Annotated in this window: 16 protein-coding genes and 1 riboswitch; all 16 genes read left to right on the plus strand. The window is 47.1% G+C overall.

The features are described 5' to 3' along the window. Nucleotides 1-32 precede the first annotated feature (32 nt). The 16 genes from NST96_RS04945 to NST96_RS05020 all read left to right on the plus strand — a co-directional run bounded on the left by NST96_RS04945 (nt 33) and on the right by NST96_RS05020 (nt 15,575). Nucleotides 33-680: a response regulator transcription factor gene (locus NST96_RS04945; protein ID WP_003389352.1), complete on the plus strand. Its 648-nt coding sequence runs from the start codon at nt 33-35 to the stop codon at nt 678-680. 148 nt (nt 681-828) lie between these two features. Then, on the plus strand, nt 829-1,476 hold the full coding sequence (locus NST96_RS04950) for a GNAT family protein (protein ID WP_024984241.1): 648 nt from the start codon (nt 829-831) through the stop codon (nt 1,474-1,476). Next, nucleotides 1,457-2,218 (plus strand): 3-oxoacyl-ACP reductase family protein, encoded by a 762-nt coding sequence (locus tag NST96_RS04955; RefSeq protein WP_231504325.1) that lies wholly within the window; start codon nt 1,457-1,459, stop codon nt 2,216-2,218. The genes NST96_RS04950 and NST96_RS04955 overlap by 20 nt, the downstream gene beginning before the upstream one ends. 19 nt (nt 2,219-2,237) lie before the next feature. Continuing rightward, nucleotides 2,238-3,173: an ACP S-malonyltransferase gene (locus NST96_RS04960; protein WP_031932066.1), complete on the plus strand. Its 936-nt coding sequence runs from the start codon at nt 2,238-2,240 to the stop codon at nt 3,171-3,173. A gap of 12 nt (nt 3,174-3,185) precedes the next feature. Next, nucleotides 3,186-4,097: a hypothetical protein gene (locus NST96_RS04965; RefSeq protein WP_024984243.1), complete on the plus strand. Its 912-nt coding sequence runs from the start codon at nt 3,186-3,188 to the stop codon at nt 4,095-4,097. 10 nt (nt 4,098-4,107) lie between these two features. Then, nucleotides 4,108-5,562 carry a class I adenylate-forming enzyme family protein gene (locus NST96_RS04970; RefSeq protein WP_342405661.1) on the plus strand — a complete coding sequence of 485 codons (1,455 nt, stop codon included), beginning with the start codon at nt 4,108-4,110 and terminating at the stop codon, nt 5,560-5,562. Continuing rightward, nucleotides 5,544-6,770 (plus strand): aldehyde dehydrogenase family protein, encoded by a 1,227-nt coding sequence (locus tag NST96_RS04975; protein ID WP_003389346.1) that lies wholly within the window; start codon nt 5,544-5,546, stop codon nt 6,768-6,770. The genes NST96_RS04970 and NST96_RS04975 overlap by 19 nt, the downstream gene beginning before the upstream one ends. Then, on the plus strand, nt 6,767-8,449 hold the full coding sequence (locus NST96_RS04980; protein ID WP_342405664.1) for a thiamine pyrophosphate-binding protein: 1,683 nt from the start codon (nt 6,767-6,769) through the stop codon (nt 8,447-8,449). The genes NST96_RS04975 and NST96_RS04980 overlap by 4 nt, the downstream gene beginning before the upstream one ends. Continuing rightward, the gene (locus NST96_RS04985) at nt 8,450-9,487 is read left to right on the plus strand and encodes a ketoacyl-ACP synthase III (RefSeq protein WP_024984244.1); all 1,038 of its coding nucleotides are present in this window, start codon (nt 8,450-8,452) and stop codon (nt 9,485-9,487) included. It abuts the gene before it with no gap. A gap of 13 nt (nt 9,488-9,500) precedes the next feature. Continuing rightward, nucleotides 9,501-9,761: an acyl carrier protein gene (locus NST96_RS04990; protein ID WP_003389343.1), complete on the plus strand. Its 261-nt coding sequence runs from the start codon at nt 9,501-9,503 to the stop codon at nt 9,759-9,761. 128 nt (nt 9,762-9,889) lie between these two features. Then, nucleotides 9,890-10,636, plus strand: coding sequence for a 4'-phosphopantetheinyl transferase superfamily protein (locus tag NST96_RS04995; RefSeq protein WP_024984245.1), 747 nt, complete (start codon nt 9,890-9,892; stop codon nt 10,634-10,636). Between the two features lie 311 nt (nt 10,637-10,947). Next, on the plus strand, nt 10,948-11,481 hold the full coding sequence (locus NST96_RS05000; RefSeq protein ID WP_003389340.1) for an RNA polymerase sigma factor: 534 nt from the start codon (nt 10,948-10,950) through the stop codon (nt 11,479-11,481). A gap of 67 nt (nt 11,482-11,548) precedes the next feature. Then, nucleotides 11,549-12,529 (plus strand): hypothetical protein, encoded by a 981-nt coding sequence (locus tag NST96_RS05005; protein ID WP_227277704.1) that lies wholly within the window; start codon nt 11,549-11,551, stop codon nt 12,527-12,529. A 210-nt stretch (nt 12,530-12,739) separates the two neighbouring features. Beyond that, a complete protein-coding gene (locus tag NST96_RS05010) occupies nt 12,740-13,879 on the plus strand; it encodes a response regulator (protein ID WP_122957596.1) in 1,140 nt (379 codons plus the stop codon). Nucleotides 13,880-13,922: 43 nt separating this feature from the next. Next, on the plus strand, nt 13,923-14,579 hold the full coding sequence (locus tag NST96_RS05015) for a class D sortase (RefSeq protein ID WP_342405666.1): 657 nt from the start codon (nt 13,923-13,925) through the stop codon (nt 14,577-14,579). Between the two features lie 91 nt (nt 14,580-14,670). Further along, nucleotides 14,671-14,757, plus strand: a riboswitch (cyclic di-GMP riboswitch). A 14-nt stretch (nt 14,758-14,771) separates the two neighbouring features. Then, the gene (locus NST96_RS05020; protein ID WP_342405667.1) at nt 14,772-15,575 is read left to right on the plus strand and encodes a transglutaminase-like domain-containing protein; all 804 of its coding nucleotides are present in this window, start codon (nt 14,772-14,774) and stop codon (nt 15,573-15,575) included. Nucleotides 15,576-15,654: the final 79 nt, after the last annotated feature.

Genomic DNA, 15,654 nt, shown 5'->3' on the forward strand with positions numbered 1-15,654 from the left:
ACTAGCTACAATCAAGTAGAGGTGAATAAAGAATGGGTGTCCGAAACATCTTAATCGTAGATGAGAGAGAAGGAAAACAGCCATTTTATTCAAATTTACTGTCCGAAAATAGATATGACTGCCATTTTTTGAACAATGAATATTTGCTCTCGGATCCCGTTTTTTTGGAAAAATTCGATTTGGTCATTTTGAGTCTCACGAAGGATAATCTCTCGTTCCATTTAAAAAATAAGCACACTCGGACGATTATCCTGCTGAGCAATAAATATAAGCACTACGTAAAATATATACAAGGCGCACAAGCCATCTTGATGAAGGACTGCCCCAGTGAACTAATGATCGCGATCAATGCTGTGGAAAGAGGAAGCTGCTATTTTTCCAGTGAGTTCATGGAATCTCTCTTTTCTAGCTGGGGAAGAGAAGGGATCGAAGATGATATCGAGATGGATCTCCATTTGCCGGAAACGTTGACAGAAATGGAACTTCGTGTGGCTGAGGAATTGGCGAATGACAGAACCAATCAGCAAATAGCAGATACGCTCTATCTCAGCAAAAGAACGGTGGAGTACCATATTGCTGCATGCATGCAAAAATTAGGGGTAAAAAGCAGGGTAGGGTTAGCTGTGAAAATGACAAAAGCCAATTTGTTTAGACAAATATTGAATAAACGAATACTTTAACAGGTTTCGCAAAGTAGCGGTGCCGACGATGAACAGCTCTGTCATGAAAAATGGCAGAGCTGTTCATACTTTGCGGGAATTACGGGGGCACTCTCCGGGTTGCTTGTTTATGATGAAGATACGACTCTAAAGCGGAGGAGAAGAATCGATGAGGGGTAATTTCGTTAGATTGCAAGCTCTCGAAGAAGAAGATTACAAGCTCTTCTCTCAATGGGTTTGCCCATCCAAAGTCAGTGCGTTGGCAAGAGGGGGGCAAGACTTTGTGACTGAGGAAGAGGTCAGAAGAGATATCGCAAACGGAAATACACGCTACGCCACAGTGGTAACCCACGACGGGAAAAAAATCGGGTTCGTATCTTGGCAAACGCTGAGATACGAGGGGAGCTACATGCTAGGCGGCGTGATAGGAGATCCGGAATTATGGGACATGGGCTACGGTGCGGAAGCTTCGGTATTGCTCATGGACTACCTGTTCCACTTTAAAAATGCGCATAAGATTCAATTCATTAACGGTTTATTCAACATGAGATCCATCCGCTTTTTGATCAAGAACAAAGTGGTGATTGAAGGGATCCTGCGCGATTACTTCTTTTTGGATGGAGAATACCATGACGCGGTTATTTCATCCATTTTGCGCGAGGAATACTACAGTTACGGTGAGCCGCAACCAGAAGATATGATTCCGAAAAGCGAAAAGCAGCAAATCCGGGAGGAGCTGTACGAGTATCTTCAAGGGTATTGGAAGGAAGTGTGTTTGCCAAATTTGTTGAGGCAAGGTGAGAAGGTTGGAAGCTAAAAAAAATGTCGTGCTTGTAACCGGCGCTTCGAAGAGTCTTGGCAAGGCGATTGCAGAGCATTTCGCCGAGTCCGGAGATCAGGTCATCTTGGGATACAGGAGTTCATTGGAGGAAGCTGCCCAAGCAGTTGAAGAGATTAAGGCGAAAACCGGCAATGAGGCAGTTTCATTCGTCAAACTCGACGTAATTGACAGACAGCAAGTACAGGATGCCGTGAAAGAAATCATTGGGCAATTTGGAAGAATAGACGTTCTTGTAAACAACGCGGGAGTCAGCTACGGAGGGGCGCTGATTCCGAGCAATCCTCTCGAAAAATGGGAGGAAATCGTCCAGATCAATGTCATGGGGACCATCAATTGCATCCACGCCGTTTCTTTTCACATGCTGCTGGAACAAAAAGGAGCAATCGTCAACATCGCATCGGTCGCTGGCTTGATCGGGGTGGATCGTTTAAGCGCGTATAGCGCGAGTAAAGCAGGGGTTGTCGGGCTGACGCGTTCATTGGGGAAAGAGTACGCCCCGTACAACGTGAGAGTGAATGCGGTTGCTCCCGGCTATACGGAAGATACAGGCATGGTGGATCGCATTCCTGAAGACCAGATGAACAATTTCAGGAAGCGCATTGCCATGGGAAGGCTGGGAACTGCCAAAGAAGTAGCAGAGGCGGTTTCCTTTCTAGCATCGGACAAGGCCAGCTATATAACTGGGCAAACGCTAGTCGTCGATGGAGGCTTTATGTAAAGAAGGAGCGTGAGAAACAATGAAAACGGCACTGATCTTTCCGCCTTTGGTGAAATTGAAGCAGGGGAGCTTTTTGGACCTTTACGAGAGCTTTCCCAGCGTAAGGGCCAAGTTTGAAGAGGCAAGCGAAATTATGGGAGTCGATCTTGCCGCCAAATTCTTTTTTGAGAGTGAAGCGATGACGAATTTCGGCGTGATTGCCAGGCCCAGCATCGTCACAATCAGCACGGCTCTGTTTGAATTGCTGCGGGAGGAGATCGGGCAGCCGGCGTACTTCCTCGGTCCAAGCCTGGGTCAAGTAACGGCTATTCATTGCGCAGGGGGATTGCCCTTCCCGGAAACGCTTCGCATGCTGAAAAGGATGTGTGAAATGGAGGAAGAGGAGTTTCCTGACAAGCGATACGGCGTCTACTTCTTCTACAACATTGATATCGCTATTCTGGAGCAATCGATCCAAGAGCTTACAGCGATGGGCAGATTTGTCGAGCCCTGTGTGACGGTAAACGCCACGCAAATGATCGTGAACGGTGATCAGGAGAGCTTGGAGCTGCTTCACCAAAAAATAAGTCCTTACGGTGGTCTGGGTGTCACGATTCCGTATGGCCCGCCTGGACATTGCTCGCTTCTTCAAAACGTCAGGATGCGTATGGAAAAAGAGGTGCTGCCGCATATTACCTTCCGCTCTCCCGACGTTCCCTTGATCAGCAATGTGAATGCCGAGGAAATTTCCGATGCTGCCGGCCTGGCAACCGAACTGACAGAGCAATATACCAACAGTGTCTGCTGGTATAAATGCCTGCAGCAATTGTGGAGTAAGGGTGTGGAAAAAGTAATCATGCTCGGTCCCGGAAACTTTATTCACAAATCTTTGGGATTCACGGATATACCATTTGCCGTTCAGAAGCTGCTGGACAGTCATGATGTTGAAGCAGCCCTGACAGCAAAGCAGAAGTAAGGAGGCCCGTACATGATTGGATTGGTATTGCCCGGTCTAGCTCCTTCAAGCTATGAAGAAGTGAAGGATTTTATTGAAACAAACCCGTTTGCGAAAAAGCGTTTCCAAGAAGCAAGCGACATCATCGGGTACTCCTTGGCCGAGGCGTTTCGAGAGGCGACAGAAGACCAGCACGAAGTGATTGAATCCGCCTTTTTGGCGAACTCGATTGCTTTGCTCGATTATTTTTACGAACGATACGGTTTGCACCCGGATTATTCGATTGGAGCAAGTTTTGGCGGCATGTCCGTTGCCGTTCAGTCAGGCGGCTTGACCTTTGGGGAATGTTTGTGGCTGACACACGAAAGCGCAAAACATTCAAAAACCTACTTCCAGCAAATGGATGCGGAGTATCACACTCATTTTATTTTCAATTTGTCCCTTGAGGAGACGGAGGAGTTAATAAACGACTTCCAAGCAAAGGGAATGGAGCTGGAGTTGGTCGGGCATCTGGAAAAAGTCGTTTGCTTATGTGGCGAGAAAAGCGTTGTCCAATCTCTAAAGGAAGTCATCAATCAAAGAAGCAAGTGCTTTTCGTTACATACGATGAAACAGCCCATTCACAGCCGATTGCTGACGGAGCTCAAGCACCAGCTGCGGGACAAATTCTATAGCCAGGTTGTCTTCAAGCCGCTGCAAGTCCCTATTATTTCCGATGTTGACGGACATATTTACAAACAATCCGAAGAGCTGAAGCAAATGCTTCTGGATGGCTACGACCATCCCGTCAGGTGGGATCTCGTCAGCAAATCCATGAAGCAAGAGCATATCGAGACCGCGTATGTGGTTGGTCCACGGAATTTGTTTACACAGTTGTTGAAATACGAATTTGAAACGATTGGAATATCGCCTGACACCGTCATGCATCAGGTGGGAATTTCATGAGGTGCAATCCATGGCTCATATTATAAAGTCGGATGAGACAAGCTGCTCAAAGGAAAGGTTTTTGGGGGATGTACAAAGCTGTGTCGCCCAATTGAGAGGCAGTCATATCACTGATGAGGACAGGGTAATCGTCACAGCCGAGAACTCCTATGAATTTTTAGTCGCCTTTTTCGCCCTGGTTGAAATAGGCTGCTCCATTGCTTTGGTTGATTGTATGGCAGATGCGCGGGAAATCAATGAAATTGCCCTGGATTCAGAGAGTCGAATATGCATTTCCGACCGTCCTTTGCTGCTATCGGATCCGATCAGGACGTTTCTGCTTTCGGAAATCGTGAGAGACGGGGGAGGGGATCCAGCCAGCGAACTGTCATTTTCGACTTGGTCAACAAGAGAAGATGCCCTCATCCTTTATACGTCCGGTTCGACCGGCAAGCCAAAGGGGATTGTAAAGTCCGGCCATTCTTTTCTTTCCAACCTGGAGGAAAGCATGGAAGTCATGAAATACAAAAGCGAGGACGTGCTGCTGCCCCTTATCCCGTTTACGCATTTTTACGGATTGTCGATCGTTTTCATCTGGTGGTTTGCGGGATGCGACTTGATTTTATGCAATTACAAAAACATCCGCACCGTTCTGAAAGCAGTAACGGAAAGAGGAGTTACCGTTGTAGACGGCATTCCTTCGACCTATTATATGCTGACCCAAATGTGCAAAAAGCGGGAAAAGCTGTGTGCAAAAGTAAGGGATTCCGCGGTTCGCATGTGGTGTGTGGGCGGGGCGCCGCTATCCGAGGAATTGGCTGTAAGCTTTTACGACTTGATAAAACAGCCGTTGCTGGACGGATATGGTTTGTCCGAAGTCGGCAATGTCGCTCTAAACACGGGAGATTATCGGGATGGCTGCGGAAAACCGCTGCCCAGCGTGAAGATCAAGGTGGTGGACAACAGGGGAAATGAGCTTCCATCAGGGGAAACAGGCGAAATCTATGTCAATAGTCCGGGCGTCATGAAAGAGTATCTTCATTTGTCTGAAAAGACGGAAGAAGTGTTGGCCGATGGTTGGTTCAAAACCAACGATTTGGGATACCTGGATGAACGCGGAAATCTGCATGTTTTGGGGAGAAAGGGAAATGAAATTGTCCGCAAAGGCTATGTCATCTACCCGGCGCATATCGAGACCAGGCTGGAGAATGAACTGAAGCTGCGGGCGAGAGTTGTATCTCTTCAGGATGAGAAAAAGGGCGCATACATGATCCTTTTCGTTGAAACCCGGCAACCATTTACGCAGCAGATCGAGAATGCGATCAATGAGGCACTCGGATCTATTTTAAAACCGGACAAAATCATGTTTTTGCCCGCTTTTCCCTATCGTCGAAACGGAAAGGTTGATTTTGTGGCATTGCAAAATCAGGCAATTCAATGGAAGAACGCTAGAGAGGAGGAAGGGAAGTGCATGGTACAACAGTAGACCTGGAGCTGTCTATCCCGCTTGGCCAGCGCAGAGAAGCGATCATCCGCTGCATTCATTTCATCGAGTCCAATCCGGAAATGATCAGAGAGATCCTGACGGAAATCTCGACGTACCAGACGGCGGAACTGGAGATTCAAGCATCATTGGGGGCTTTGAAAAATGCCTTCAACGAGGTGCACAACAATCGGCCTCCCCTCATCAATCGAATGTCCGTATTTATGCCTTCAAATGTTATTCTGTATTCTTACGTTTTGTATTTGCTGATTCCCTCGCTGTATACCGAGAGTATTGAATTTCGGAGTTCTGCTTCGGTGCTTCCCCAAGTAAGGAAACTTCATCATTTGCTGCAAAACATACACCAGTTGCCATTGAAACTATTGGAACTCTCCCACAGAGAATATATGAAAGCGTCCGTCTTGCATGCAGATGTCGTCGTGTTTACCGGTACGTATCAAAATGCGGAAAGCATCAAATTCCAATTGGCCAAAACGCAAATGTTTATCTTTTTTGGTCAGGGAATCAATCCTTTTATCATATCCGAAACGGCTGAATTGGAAAAAGCGGTTCACGATCTCATCCAAGCCCGTTTGTACAACACAGGACAAGACTGCATGGGACCGGATGTCATTTATGTTCCGGAAACCATAAAGGATTCGTTTCTGTCTTTATTGACAGAGAAGCTGGACGCGCTCAAATACGGCAGCAATGTGGACAAGGACGCGGCATACGGTCCCATACACTATACCGGAACGCTGGAAATGGTAGGTCAGCATCTGACCCAATACAGCGAAAATATTGTGTACGGGGGGAGGATCGATTACCGGGATAGGATCATTCAGCCGACAGTTCTCGTAAGCACAATTGCAGAGAAATTGAAAATCCTCGAGTTTTTTTCGCCGGTATTTAATGTAGTCATCTATAGCGAGGAAGAGGATGTAAAACGGATCGTAACCCAGGAGTATTTTGTGGAAAGAGCATTGGGGGCTACCTTCTACGGCCGATCAGACAGCCCGATCATTGAGCTTCTTCGGAAAAAACATACCGTTTCCGTCAATGAAACACTGTTTGATATTGAAAATGGCAACGCTCCCTTCGGAGGCTACGGTCCCATGGCCAACTTTGTGTACTACCAGGGGGAATTGATCATTAAACCCATTTTGATTTCGCAAATCTTGCATGAATATTGGCAACGAGGTGACCAATGAACCAAATCAGTGTATACGACGCAATAGCGCAGGGACTGCGAGCGTATGGAGTGGAATTGGTGTTTGGGCTTCCCAATGACGAGCTTTACATGATGAATGCCATCGAGGATTGCGGGATTGAATTTTTGGTTGCCAAGGATCAGCGCAACGCCGTGTTTATGGCGACAGGCTACGCATTAGCCTCGCAAAAAACGGGCGTTTGCATCGTGGGAAAAGGCCCTGCCGTTTCCAACGCGATCACAGGCTTGTTGGAGGCAAACTCCCAAAGCTGCCCGCTGTTGATCATTTCATCAGGCACTCCAACGCGCTCCTATGGAAACCAAAAAGCATTTCAAGAAGCAGACCAAATGGCGTTCGTTTCCCCACTGGTGAAATGGAGTCATCGCTTGGAGAACAAAGACGCGATCGGATGGGTCTTGCGAAAAGCGGTATTTATGGCTGAACAAGGAACACCCGGTCCGGTATACGTCGAGATTCCCGAAGATATTGGCAGCCAGCTGCTTGATGAGGCAAAGCTGAACTTTTTTCCTCTTTCTGTCTTAAGGCCGTTGCCAGAACCATCTGGCATCAAGCGGGCTTGCGAAAAGATCATGCTTGCCAAAAAGCCGGTGTTATTGCTGGGCGGAGGATGCAAACGGATCAAAACCCGCGGCGTCCTGGAAGCACTCGCCGAACGATTGGGAGCTCTGGTTCTTGTCACTGCTTCAGGCAGAGGCAGTTTTGATGAAGAACATCCGCTCTTTTGCGGGCTGGCGGGGCTGTATCTGCACCGGCGTGTCAAAACGCTATTGCACGAGGCGGATCTGGTGATTGCCATGGGCAGCAAGCTGGAGGAAACGGCTCTGTTTGGCTGGGAGGAGAAGCTCCAGGCCATAGACAGCATTCAAGTGAATCTAAACGAAGAGCATTTTCATCTGGACTACAGCAGCATGTACATGGTTGGTGATGTGGAAGCAGTCGCAAATGAGCTCCTCGCGCAAGTTCGGGAGCAGCCGGCTAATCGCCAATGGCGAGCGGAGATAGAGGGCTGCAAGCGAGACATGTTTTTGGAAAAGGCGGAAAGGCAGCGAGATTCCTCCCGGTTGAGAATCGCGGATATTCTCGATGAACTGCAAGCCCGCCTTCCTTCCAACAGCATCTATGTGCATGAAAACGGGTTGCAGGACATGTGGTCTTATTTCTTTCCGTATCTCGGGCTTGGCAAAGAGCAAAATGCTTTTGTCCCGAGTGAACAGACAAGCCTGGGCTTTGGGGCATCTGCCGCCATCGGGGTAGCCAAGGCCAAGCCGCGGCAGACTGTCGTTGCATTCGTAGGAGATGGCGCATTCAACCTGTTCCGAAGCGATCTGCCAACAGCGTTAACGTACCAGATTCCACTCATCTATGTCGTGTTGAAAAACGGCGGGTACGGGTGGCTTGAATTCCAGCATATCAATATGGGAAGACAGGGGAACCCCCGATTTTTAAACCAGACCTTGCAGATGATCGACACTCTTCATCCACATTTGACAGTGATACCGCTGCAAAAAAGCGAAGAGATCACACATGTTGTTGTGCAAGCTCTGGAAGCGTATGAGAAAAATCAAATCGTCGTGATCGAAGCGATTGTGTCGCTTGATGACGTACCCGATCCCATAAAAAGACTACATGGGGATTTTCCCGCAAAGGAGCTGGTGTGAATGAAGACGGGAACGTTAACGAAGCCATCCACTGTCAACCAAAGTGGGCTGGCCACTTCCTTTAGCATTCAAGGATCAGGCTTTTACGTACCAGAAGACATTGTGACAAACGAAATGCTCACGCGAACCTTGGACACGACTGACGAATGGATTCAGGATAAAACCGGGATTCGCGAGCGCAGGTACTTGCAAAGCGATATGGCCACATCTGATATGTGCGTCCATGCCAGCTTAGATGCGATAAGTGATGCAGGCATTACTAGTGAGGATATCGATGCGATTGTCCTGTGTACCACGACTCCGGATCAACAGATTCCTTCTACCGCGCTGATCGTCAAGGAAAAAATAGGTGCAAAAAACGCGATTCCCTTTGATTTAACGCAGGGGGCTTGTGCAGGAGGCATTTACTCCATCCTTTTTGCTTCCCATCTTTTGCAGAATCAGTTCATCAACAATGTGCTGGTTATCGGGGCAGAAGTCCTGTCGCGATACATCGATCCGACGGACCGGATTACCAAGACGTTTTTTGGGGACGCTGCCGGAGCGATCCTCCTTCAAAAAACAGGTGAAGGCAGCGGACTGCTGGCATGGGATCTAGACTCTTATTTAAATCTGGCAGTCACCCTGCACGGCGGAGGTACTGCACGGATGCCAGAGGGAGCAGACCTCAAAACCAGCCATTTTATCAGGATGAACGGCAGAGAGGTCTGGAAGACGGCCACCCGAAACTTGCCCCTCTCGATTAAAAATGCCGTGCATAAGGCCGGATTGCAAGTATCGGATATTGATCACTTTATTCTGCATCAAGCCAACCTGAATATCATCAAGAAAACGATGGCGGCATTGGACGTGCCGATGGAGAAAACGACCGTAACCATTCAGGACTATGGAAATACGGGGGCTGCTTCCATTTTTTCCGCTCTGCATAAATCTTTGGAGGAAAAAGCCATTAAACCAGGGGATTATCTGGTGATATCCGCCATTGGCGCCGGATTTTTATGGGGTTCACTATGTTTGCAATATACAAAAAACGAGTAAAGGAGAATGGGTTATGATTAAACAAACGGTAAGAGAAAAATTTTTGGAAACATATAAATTGAACGTTTCTTTGGAAGAAGTGAAGGATGATCAGCCATTGTTTGGTCCCGACTCGCCCTATGGCCTTGATTCCATGGATGTTCTGATGTTCATCAATCTGATCAAAAAGGAATATGATCTGGACATTGGTGCTGTCAATACAGACACGTTTAAAACGATTAACAGCATTGTGGCCTTTATTGAAAAGCAAAAGGGCGCACAATTGTCAAAATGATCGCAGAAAGAAGGGGGGCCTCCCCCTTTTTTTCATGGATGCGGATAATTGCCGGGTTAAGGAGGCAAAGCCGTTTCAGATAAAGAACGCTTCTACATGCAAACTATCGTGAAGGAAGTCGGGAACCAATGGAAAAGAGGGTTGAAATCTATTGGCTTCATGTCGATGAAGAAATGCAGCCTGCACATCTGAAGAGCTGTTTGGAAGTACTGGACCAAGAAGAAAGAACGGTGTATGAGAGATATCTCGTCGATTTCAAAAAAGTAGAGTTTTTGCTTGGACGGATGCTGCTCAAGAGCATGATCGGACAAAAAAGGGGAGTCCTCCCGGAAGAAGTCAGGTTTATCAAAAATGAATACGGGAAGTTGTTCCTGGACAGCCGCCACGTGGCGGGTAGCATCAAGCGACCGTTGTTTTTTAATTTGTCCCATTCAGGTAGAATGCTGGTATGCGCCTTTTCCGAGATCGAGAAGACGGGGATCGACGTCGAAGCGGTCAAAAAGGATTGCTGTTTTGAAGTAATGCGGACTGTTTTCGTGCCAGAGGAAATAGCCTACGTCGAGCAGCAAGAGACACCTTCCATGAAGCGAGAGGCATTTTATCAGGTTTGGACGAGAAAGGAAGCAGTGATGAAGGCGCTTGGGAAAGGCTTCTCGCTGCCGCCTCTGTCTTTTTCCGTGCCGCTTGCCCGGGGCAGAGTCGACGAGCAGCCGTTTTCCTATTATACATGTGCACCTTTGGAAGGGTATATGGTTTCGGCAGCGGTAGAGCGAGAGGAAGGAGCGGACATTCGGTACGAGGTCCAAAAAGTCGGGTTGGCCGAATTGAAGGCAAGCGTACGGTCCCGTACACCCAGCAGTGCATTCTACGGATAAAATATCTATAGACGCGGTTCACATCGATCTTATCGTATACCAAAATCCAGAAGATACCACTCGAATGAACAGGTCTCCAATTGTTGAACACAGGTCTTGCGATTGGGGGGCTTATGATTCGGGCAGGTGTCTTTTTTGTTGCAATAGCTTTATCGTCTGTCAGTGTCATTGCTATTGCCATATAAACAGGAAGCTGTTGAAAAGAAGCTAAGAAAAACTCAGCAATAGGAAAAGCCAAAAAAATTTACGATAAAAGTGAAAGATAGTCGGAAGGCCCTCCGTCTATACAGTGACAAGGAGGTGGAACCCAGTTGGATGATAATGTCGGCGCACGTATCGAGCAATGGTTTCTGGCATACAGCAGCGATATTTATCGCTTTCTCGTTTACTATACCGGACGCACGGATATAGACGATCTTGTACAAGAGACCTTTATTCGCGCCCTGAAATCACCTCAGCAAACAGAGATTGCAAACCCGAAAACATGGCTGTTTGCCATTGCCAGAAATGCGGCCATTGATGAGAGGCGCAGAAAAAAACTGATCAGCTTGCTGCCGGAAACATTCCTGCAGCATCTTATTTCCCGGGACAAGACACCCGAAGAGTCTTTAGAGTTGAGCGAGAACAAGCGCATGCTCTACGACATCATCAATCAGTTGAAACCCTCTTACAGAGATGTGTTGATATTGCGCGGGATCAAGGGATTGTCCAGCAAGGAGACTGCGGAGATATTGGGATGGAGCGAAGCCAAAGTGAATCTCACTATGCATCGGGCGATGAAAGCTGTTCAGAGCAGCAGGCAAGTTTCTGTTATGGAGGCGATGAAAAATGCCGTCACGAGATGAACAGAGAATCTGGGAGGATTTAAGGAGTTTTCCTGATCAAAAACTTTCTTGGGAGCGAAAACAAGTGATGTTGGAGAACATTCGCGAAGAGCGAAGAAAGATCAGCAAGCAGCAAAAGCGAGCAAAATACGTATGGGTGGCGAACGGGCTTGTCGCATGCGCAGCGGTGTTTTTCGTTATCTGGATGAAACCATTCTCTACTCCGGTAGAAACATCGGCGAGTCATGCTTCTATCGACCCGGCCTATGTTGAGGCTGCCCAAAAGGCAATTAAATCGGCAGGAATCAACAAGGAAATTCTCTTTGATGAGTTTGAGAAAGATGGAGATTACGATATTATCCGGAAAGCGGATCGAGAGGCCATTGTGACATTTTACCCGAATACGACAAAAGTTCGTACCATCTTGGTAGAGTGTGCGGTCAATGAGTTGCCGACGAGTTATCAAAAATATGTCGATACCGCCCAAAAGGCATTCAAAGAGGCCAATCAACAAGTCGTTTTTCAACAAGCCCGTTTCTTTAAAAGCGATGAAGGAACAGACCTGTCATTTTATTTAGAAAATCAACAATACGTCAGCGTCGATGTGAATACAAACAGAGTGACCGATTACTCCCTGGATTACAAGCTGGATGATGTGGATAAAAAGTATGTGTATCAGGCCCAAAAAGCGCTCATGCTCCTAACGGGCAAGCAGAGCTTCTCATTTTCGCATGCCAATAAACGTTCGGGTAAAGTAGAAGAAGTGTGGACACTCAAGAATGAAAACGAGCGGTATACTGTCCGGATCGGTGCGAAATCCTCCCGAATATACAAGGTTGACCACGTAACGGACCGATATAAAATAAACTCGAAAGAAGAAGCGATCTCAGTGACTAAGCCGCTGATTGCAAGCATATTTGGAATCGATATCGCCGGGTACAAGGCGGATGGCGGCAAAGATTGGGGAGGCTATGTGTTGACCAGCGAAGGGAAGCCGGTTATCAGGGTTATCATTCATGATTTACATATCGGCGATATCTCAGGCATTTACGTTGAATGGGACGAATGACGGGAAAAGCTACTGACTTGTTGCATGGTCGGTAGCTTTTTTGTGTCTTGGTTTTGATCGGCAGCATTTATCCCCCTTTGCCAGCAACCGCCAAAATGGTTTATACAGCTTGGACATCTCATTGACCTATTGCTACAATAATATGGGAGAGTTGTTAGCGGCTGTTGTCCCAAAAATAGTTACAGCTGAAGCAAAATAGGAGAGATATGCTTGAAAGCGATTATCGTAGACGATGAGAGGCTTGCATTGAGAAGAATGGAAAAGCTCCTGAAGGAACAGAACGCGAACACTCCCATTCACTTGATGGGGTCTTTTCAAGATCCGCATGCCGCATTGGAGGCCGCGAAGCAAGAAAAACTGGATGTAGCGTTCCTGGATATTCAGATGATCGATATGGATGGATTTGAATTGGCTGAGCACTTGTTGAACATTCAGCCGCAACTTCACATTGTTTTCGTTACCGCCTTTCAAGAGTATGCCGTGAAAGCCTTTGAAATGAACGCACTCGACTATTTGTTGAAGCCTGTCCATCAGGGCAGATTGGCTGTGACCCTGCAACGGGTGGCAGAATCCGCCGGGAAGACCCCGGTCAGCTACAGCAGCCAAAAACATATGACACTCTGCTGCTTGCAAAGCTTGCATTATCTCGATCAACAAGGCAACGAACAATATCTTCCCTGGAAAACACTGAAGGGGCAGGAGCTGTTTGCGTATCTGGTACACTATCGGGATAAGACAGTGAGCAAGCAGGTTTTGATAGATTTGCTCTGGCCTGATTACGATTCAGTCCGGTCGAGGACACAACTGCATACGGCCATTTATCAGATTCGGAAAATGATTAAGAGCATTGGCTTCGATTTGGAGATTAAATACAAGGATGAAGGGTATCGGCTGGTGTGGGGAGATGTGAAGCTGGATGTTGAGGAATGGGAAGCCTTGGTGCGAGATGCTCCCAAAGTTACAGAAGAGACATTGGAACAGCACTTGTCTATCATGGCCAAGTACACAGGCGATTTTCTGGAGGAGCATCCGTATTTGTGGGCAGAGTACGAGCAGGAGCGCTTGCGGTTGCTCTGGTTGAACCATGTCAAGCAAATTGCTGAATATTACGTATCGGTTGAACAATATACCGAGGCGATTTTGATTTATCAAAAGATACGTGAAAAGTTTCCAGTAATGGAAGAGGGCTACTTCTATTTAATGAAGATATACGCCATGTTGAACCACCAAGGCGAGGTGAGCAAGCAGTTCAAGCTGATCTCGACCAAGCTGAGAGAGGAATTCGATGTTGCTCCCAGCAAGGAACTGACGGAGTGGTATGAACAATGGAAAAAAGGGGATCAAACCTAAAACGGACAGGGACGGGCAAACCATGAAAATGAGACTGTTATCAATGCTTCTGATCGTGGCCGGAATCGTTGTGCTGAGCTATCCAACACTGGCTGAAGAGTATCAGGACTACCGGCAGCAAAAGCTTGTCGAGGAATGGCAAAACAGTTTGCAGAATATTTCCAATGGGGAAGAGGCCGCTGGATCAAATCCTGCACCGGCAATTCCTTCCTCAACAGAAGATAGCGAGACAGCGATAGAAAGTGCCGATGTTGCGACCGAGAAGGAGAACGGGAAAAAGCCGGCACCGGACTTTGGCAGCTATAAGAATATGGAAGGTATTTTGACGATTGAAAAGATTGGTCTAATGCTGCCCATTTTGCACGGTGCATCAGATAACAATATGAAAACGACGGTTGCGAGCATCGAAAACACCGGGAGGGCCGGGGAAGTCGGCAATTATGCCATCGCTGGACACAGAAACTTTACATACGGTCGAAATTTCAATCGATTGGATGAGATGGCTGCAGGAGACAAGATCGAGGTTGACAACGGCAAGAGCAAATTTTCCTATACCGTTACAGAAAAATTGTATGTAAAGCCCGAAGAGGTGTGGGTTTTGGAAGGGAACGGAAAAGATAAGGAGATTACGCTCATCACCTGCCATCCGATGCACAATCCGACACACCGACTGATTATTAGGGGAAAAATGACAGAGTGATTGATATTTTTCAAGAAAAGATAGGATGAGGCTCCCTTTTCTAGTAAAGTTATGCTATTATTTTTTTAGTATATTTGATTTTAAAACTTTCAAACGATAATGGCAAATCTAATGAAAATTAGAGACGCAAAGCTATAGGGCCTTCCTTGTGTATGCAAGATGGCAGCCAGCTACCGAAAGGGGAGTTTTTTTGTGTTTTTTCGACGACTTTCGATGACAGTGGTAGGCATGTGTTTGCTGGCGGCTCCAGCGACTGCGTGGGCGAGATCCGCTCCTTCCTTTATTGATGTAAGCGAGCTCAATAATGGAATCGTCAAAGTTCAACACCATCATTCGGCACAGCCAGTCAATGAAAAAGTAAAAATCACGAAAGACAACCAGAACTTCTATTATAGCGTAAAAGACAACAACCGTTTCCCACTACAGCTAGGAGATGGCAAATATACGATTACACTCCTGCAACACGTTGCGAACAATAAATACCGTTCGATAGAAAGCAAGGAAGTGAACCTGACGGCATCAAGCCCGCAGGCCGTTTTCCTGCAACCGATCCAGATGATCTACTGGAACGACAAGACGAATGCGACCGCAAAAGCCAGAGAGCTGACCAAGGGCTTGAAGACCGACAAGGAAAAGGTACAAGCTATCTACAATTATGTGATCCAAAACGTCCAGTACGATTACGCAAAAGCCAATCAAGTTACGAGTGAATACATCCCTTCGGTAGATGCGACATTGACTGCAGGGCAAGGCATCTGTTACGATTACGCATCGCTGTTTGCCGCCATGCTGCGCAGCCAGGGGATTCCTGCCAAGCTGGTGATGGGACGGAAAAACGACATCCCGCAATACCATGCCTGGAATGAGATTTACTTGAAAGAGACGAACGAATGGATTACGGTCGATACAACATATGATTCGATTATGGTAAAGGGAACGAAAAAGCCGGCCATGATCAAGAATAAAAGTGAATATGTCATAGAAAAGCAGTATTAGGACACGATGCAGGAACTGCTCAGAAGCCGCTCCCTCTCATAAAAGAGGCGGGCGGCTTTTCGTTTTCTCCTATTCAGAA

This window comes from Brevibacillus sp. FSL K6-2834, from assembly GCF_038592925.1.
Taxonomy (GTDB): domain Bacteria; phylum Bacillota; class Bacilli; order Brevibacillales; family Brevibacillaceae; genus Brevibacillus; species Brevibacillus borstelensis.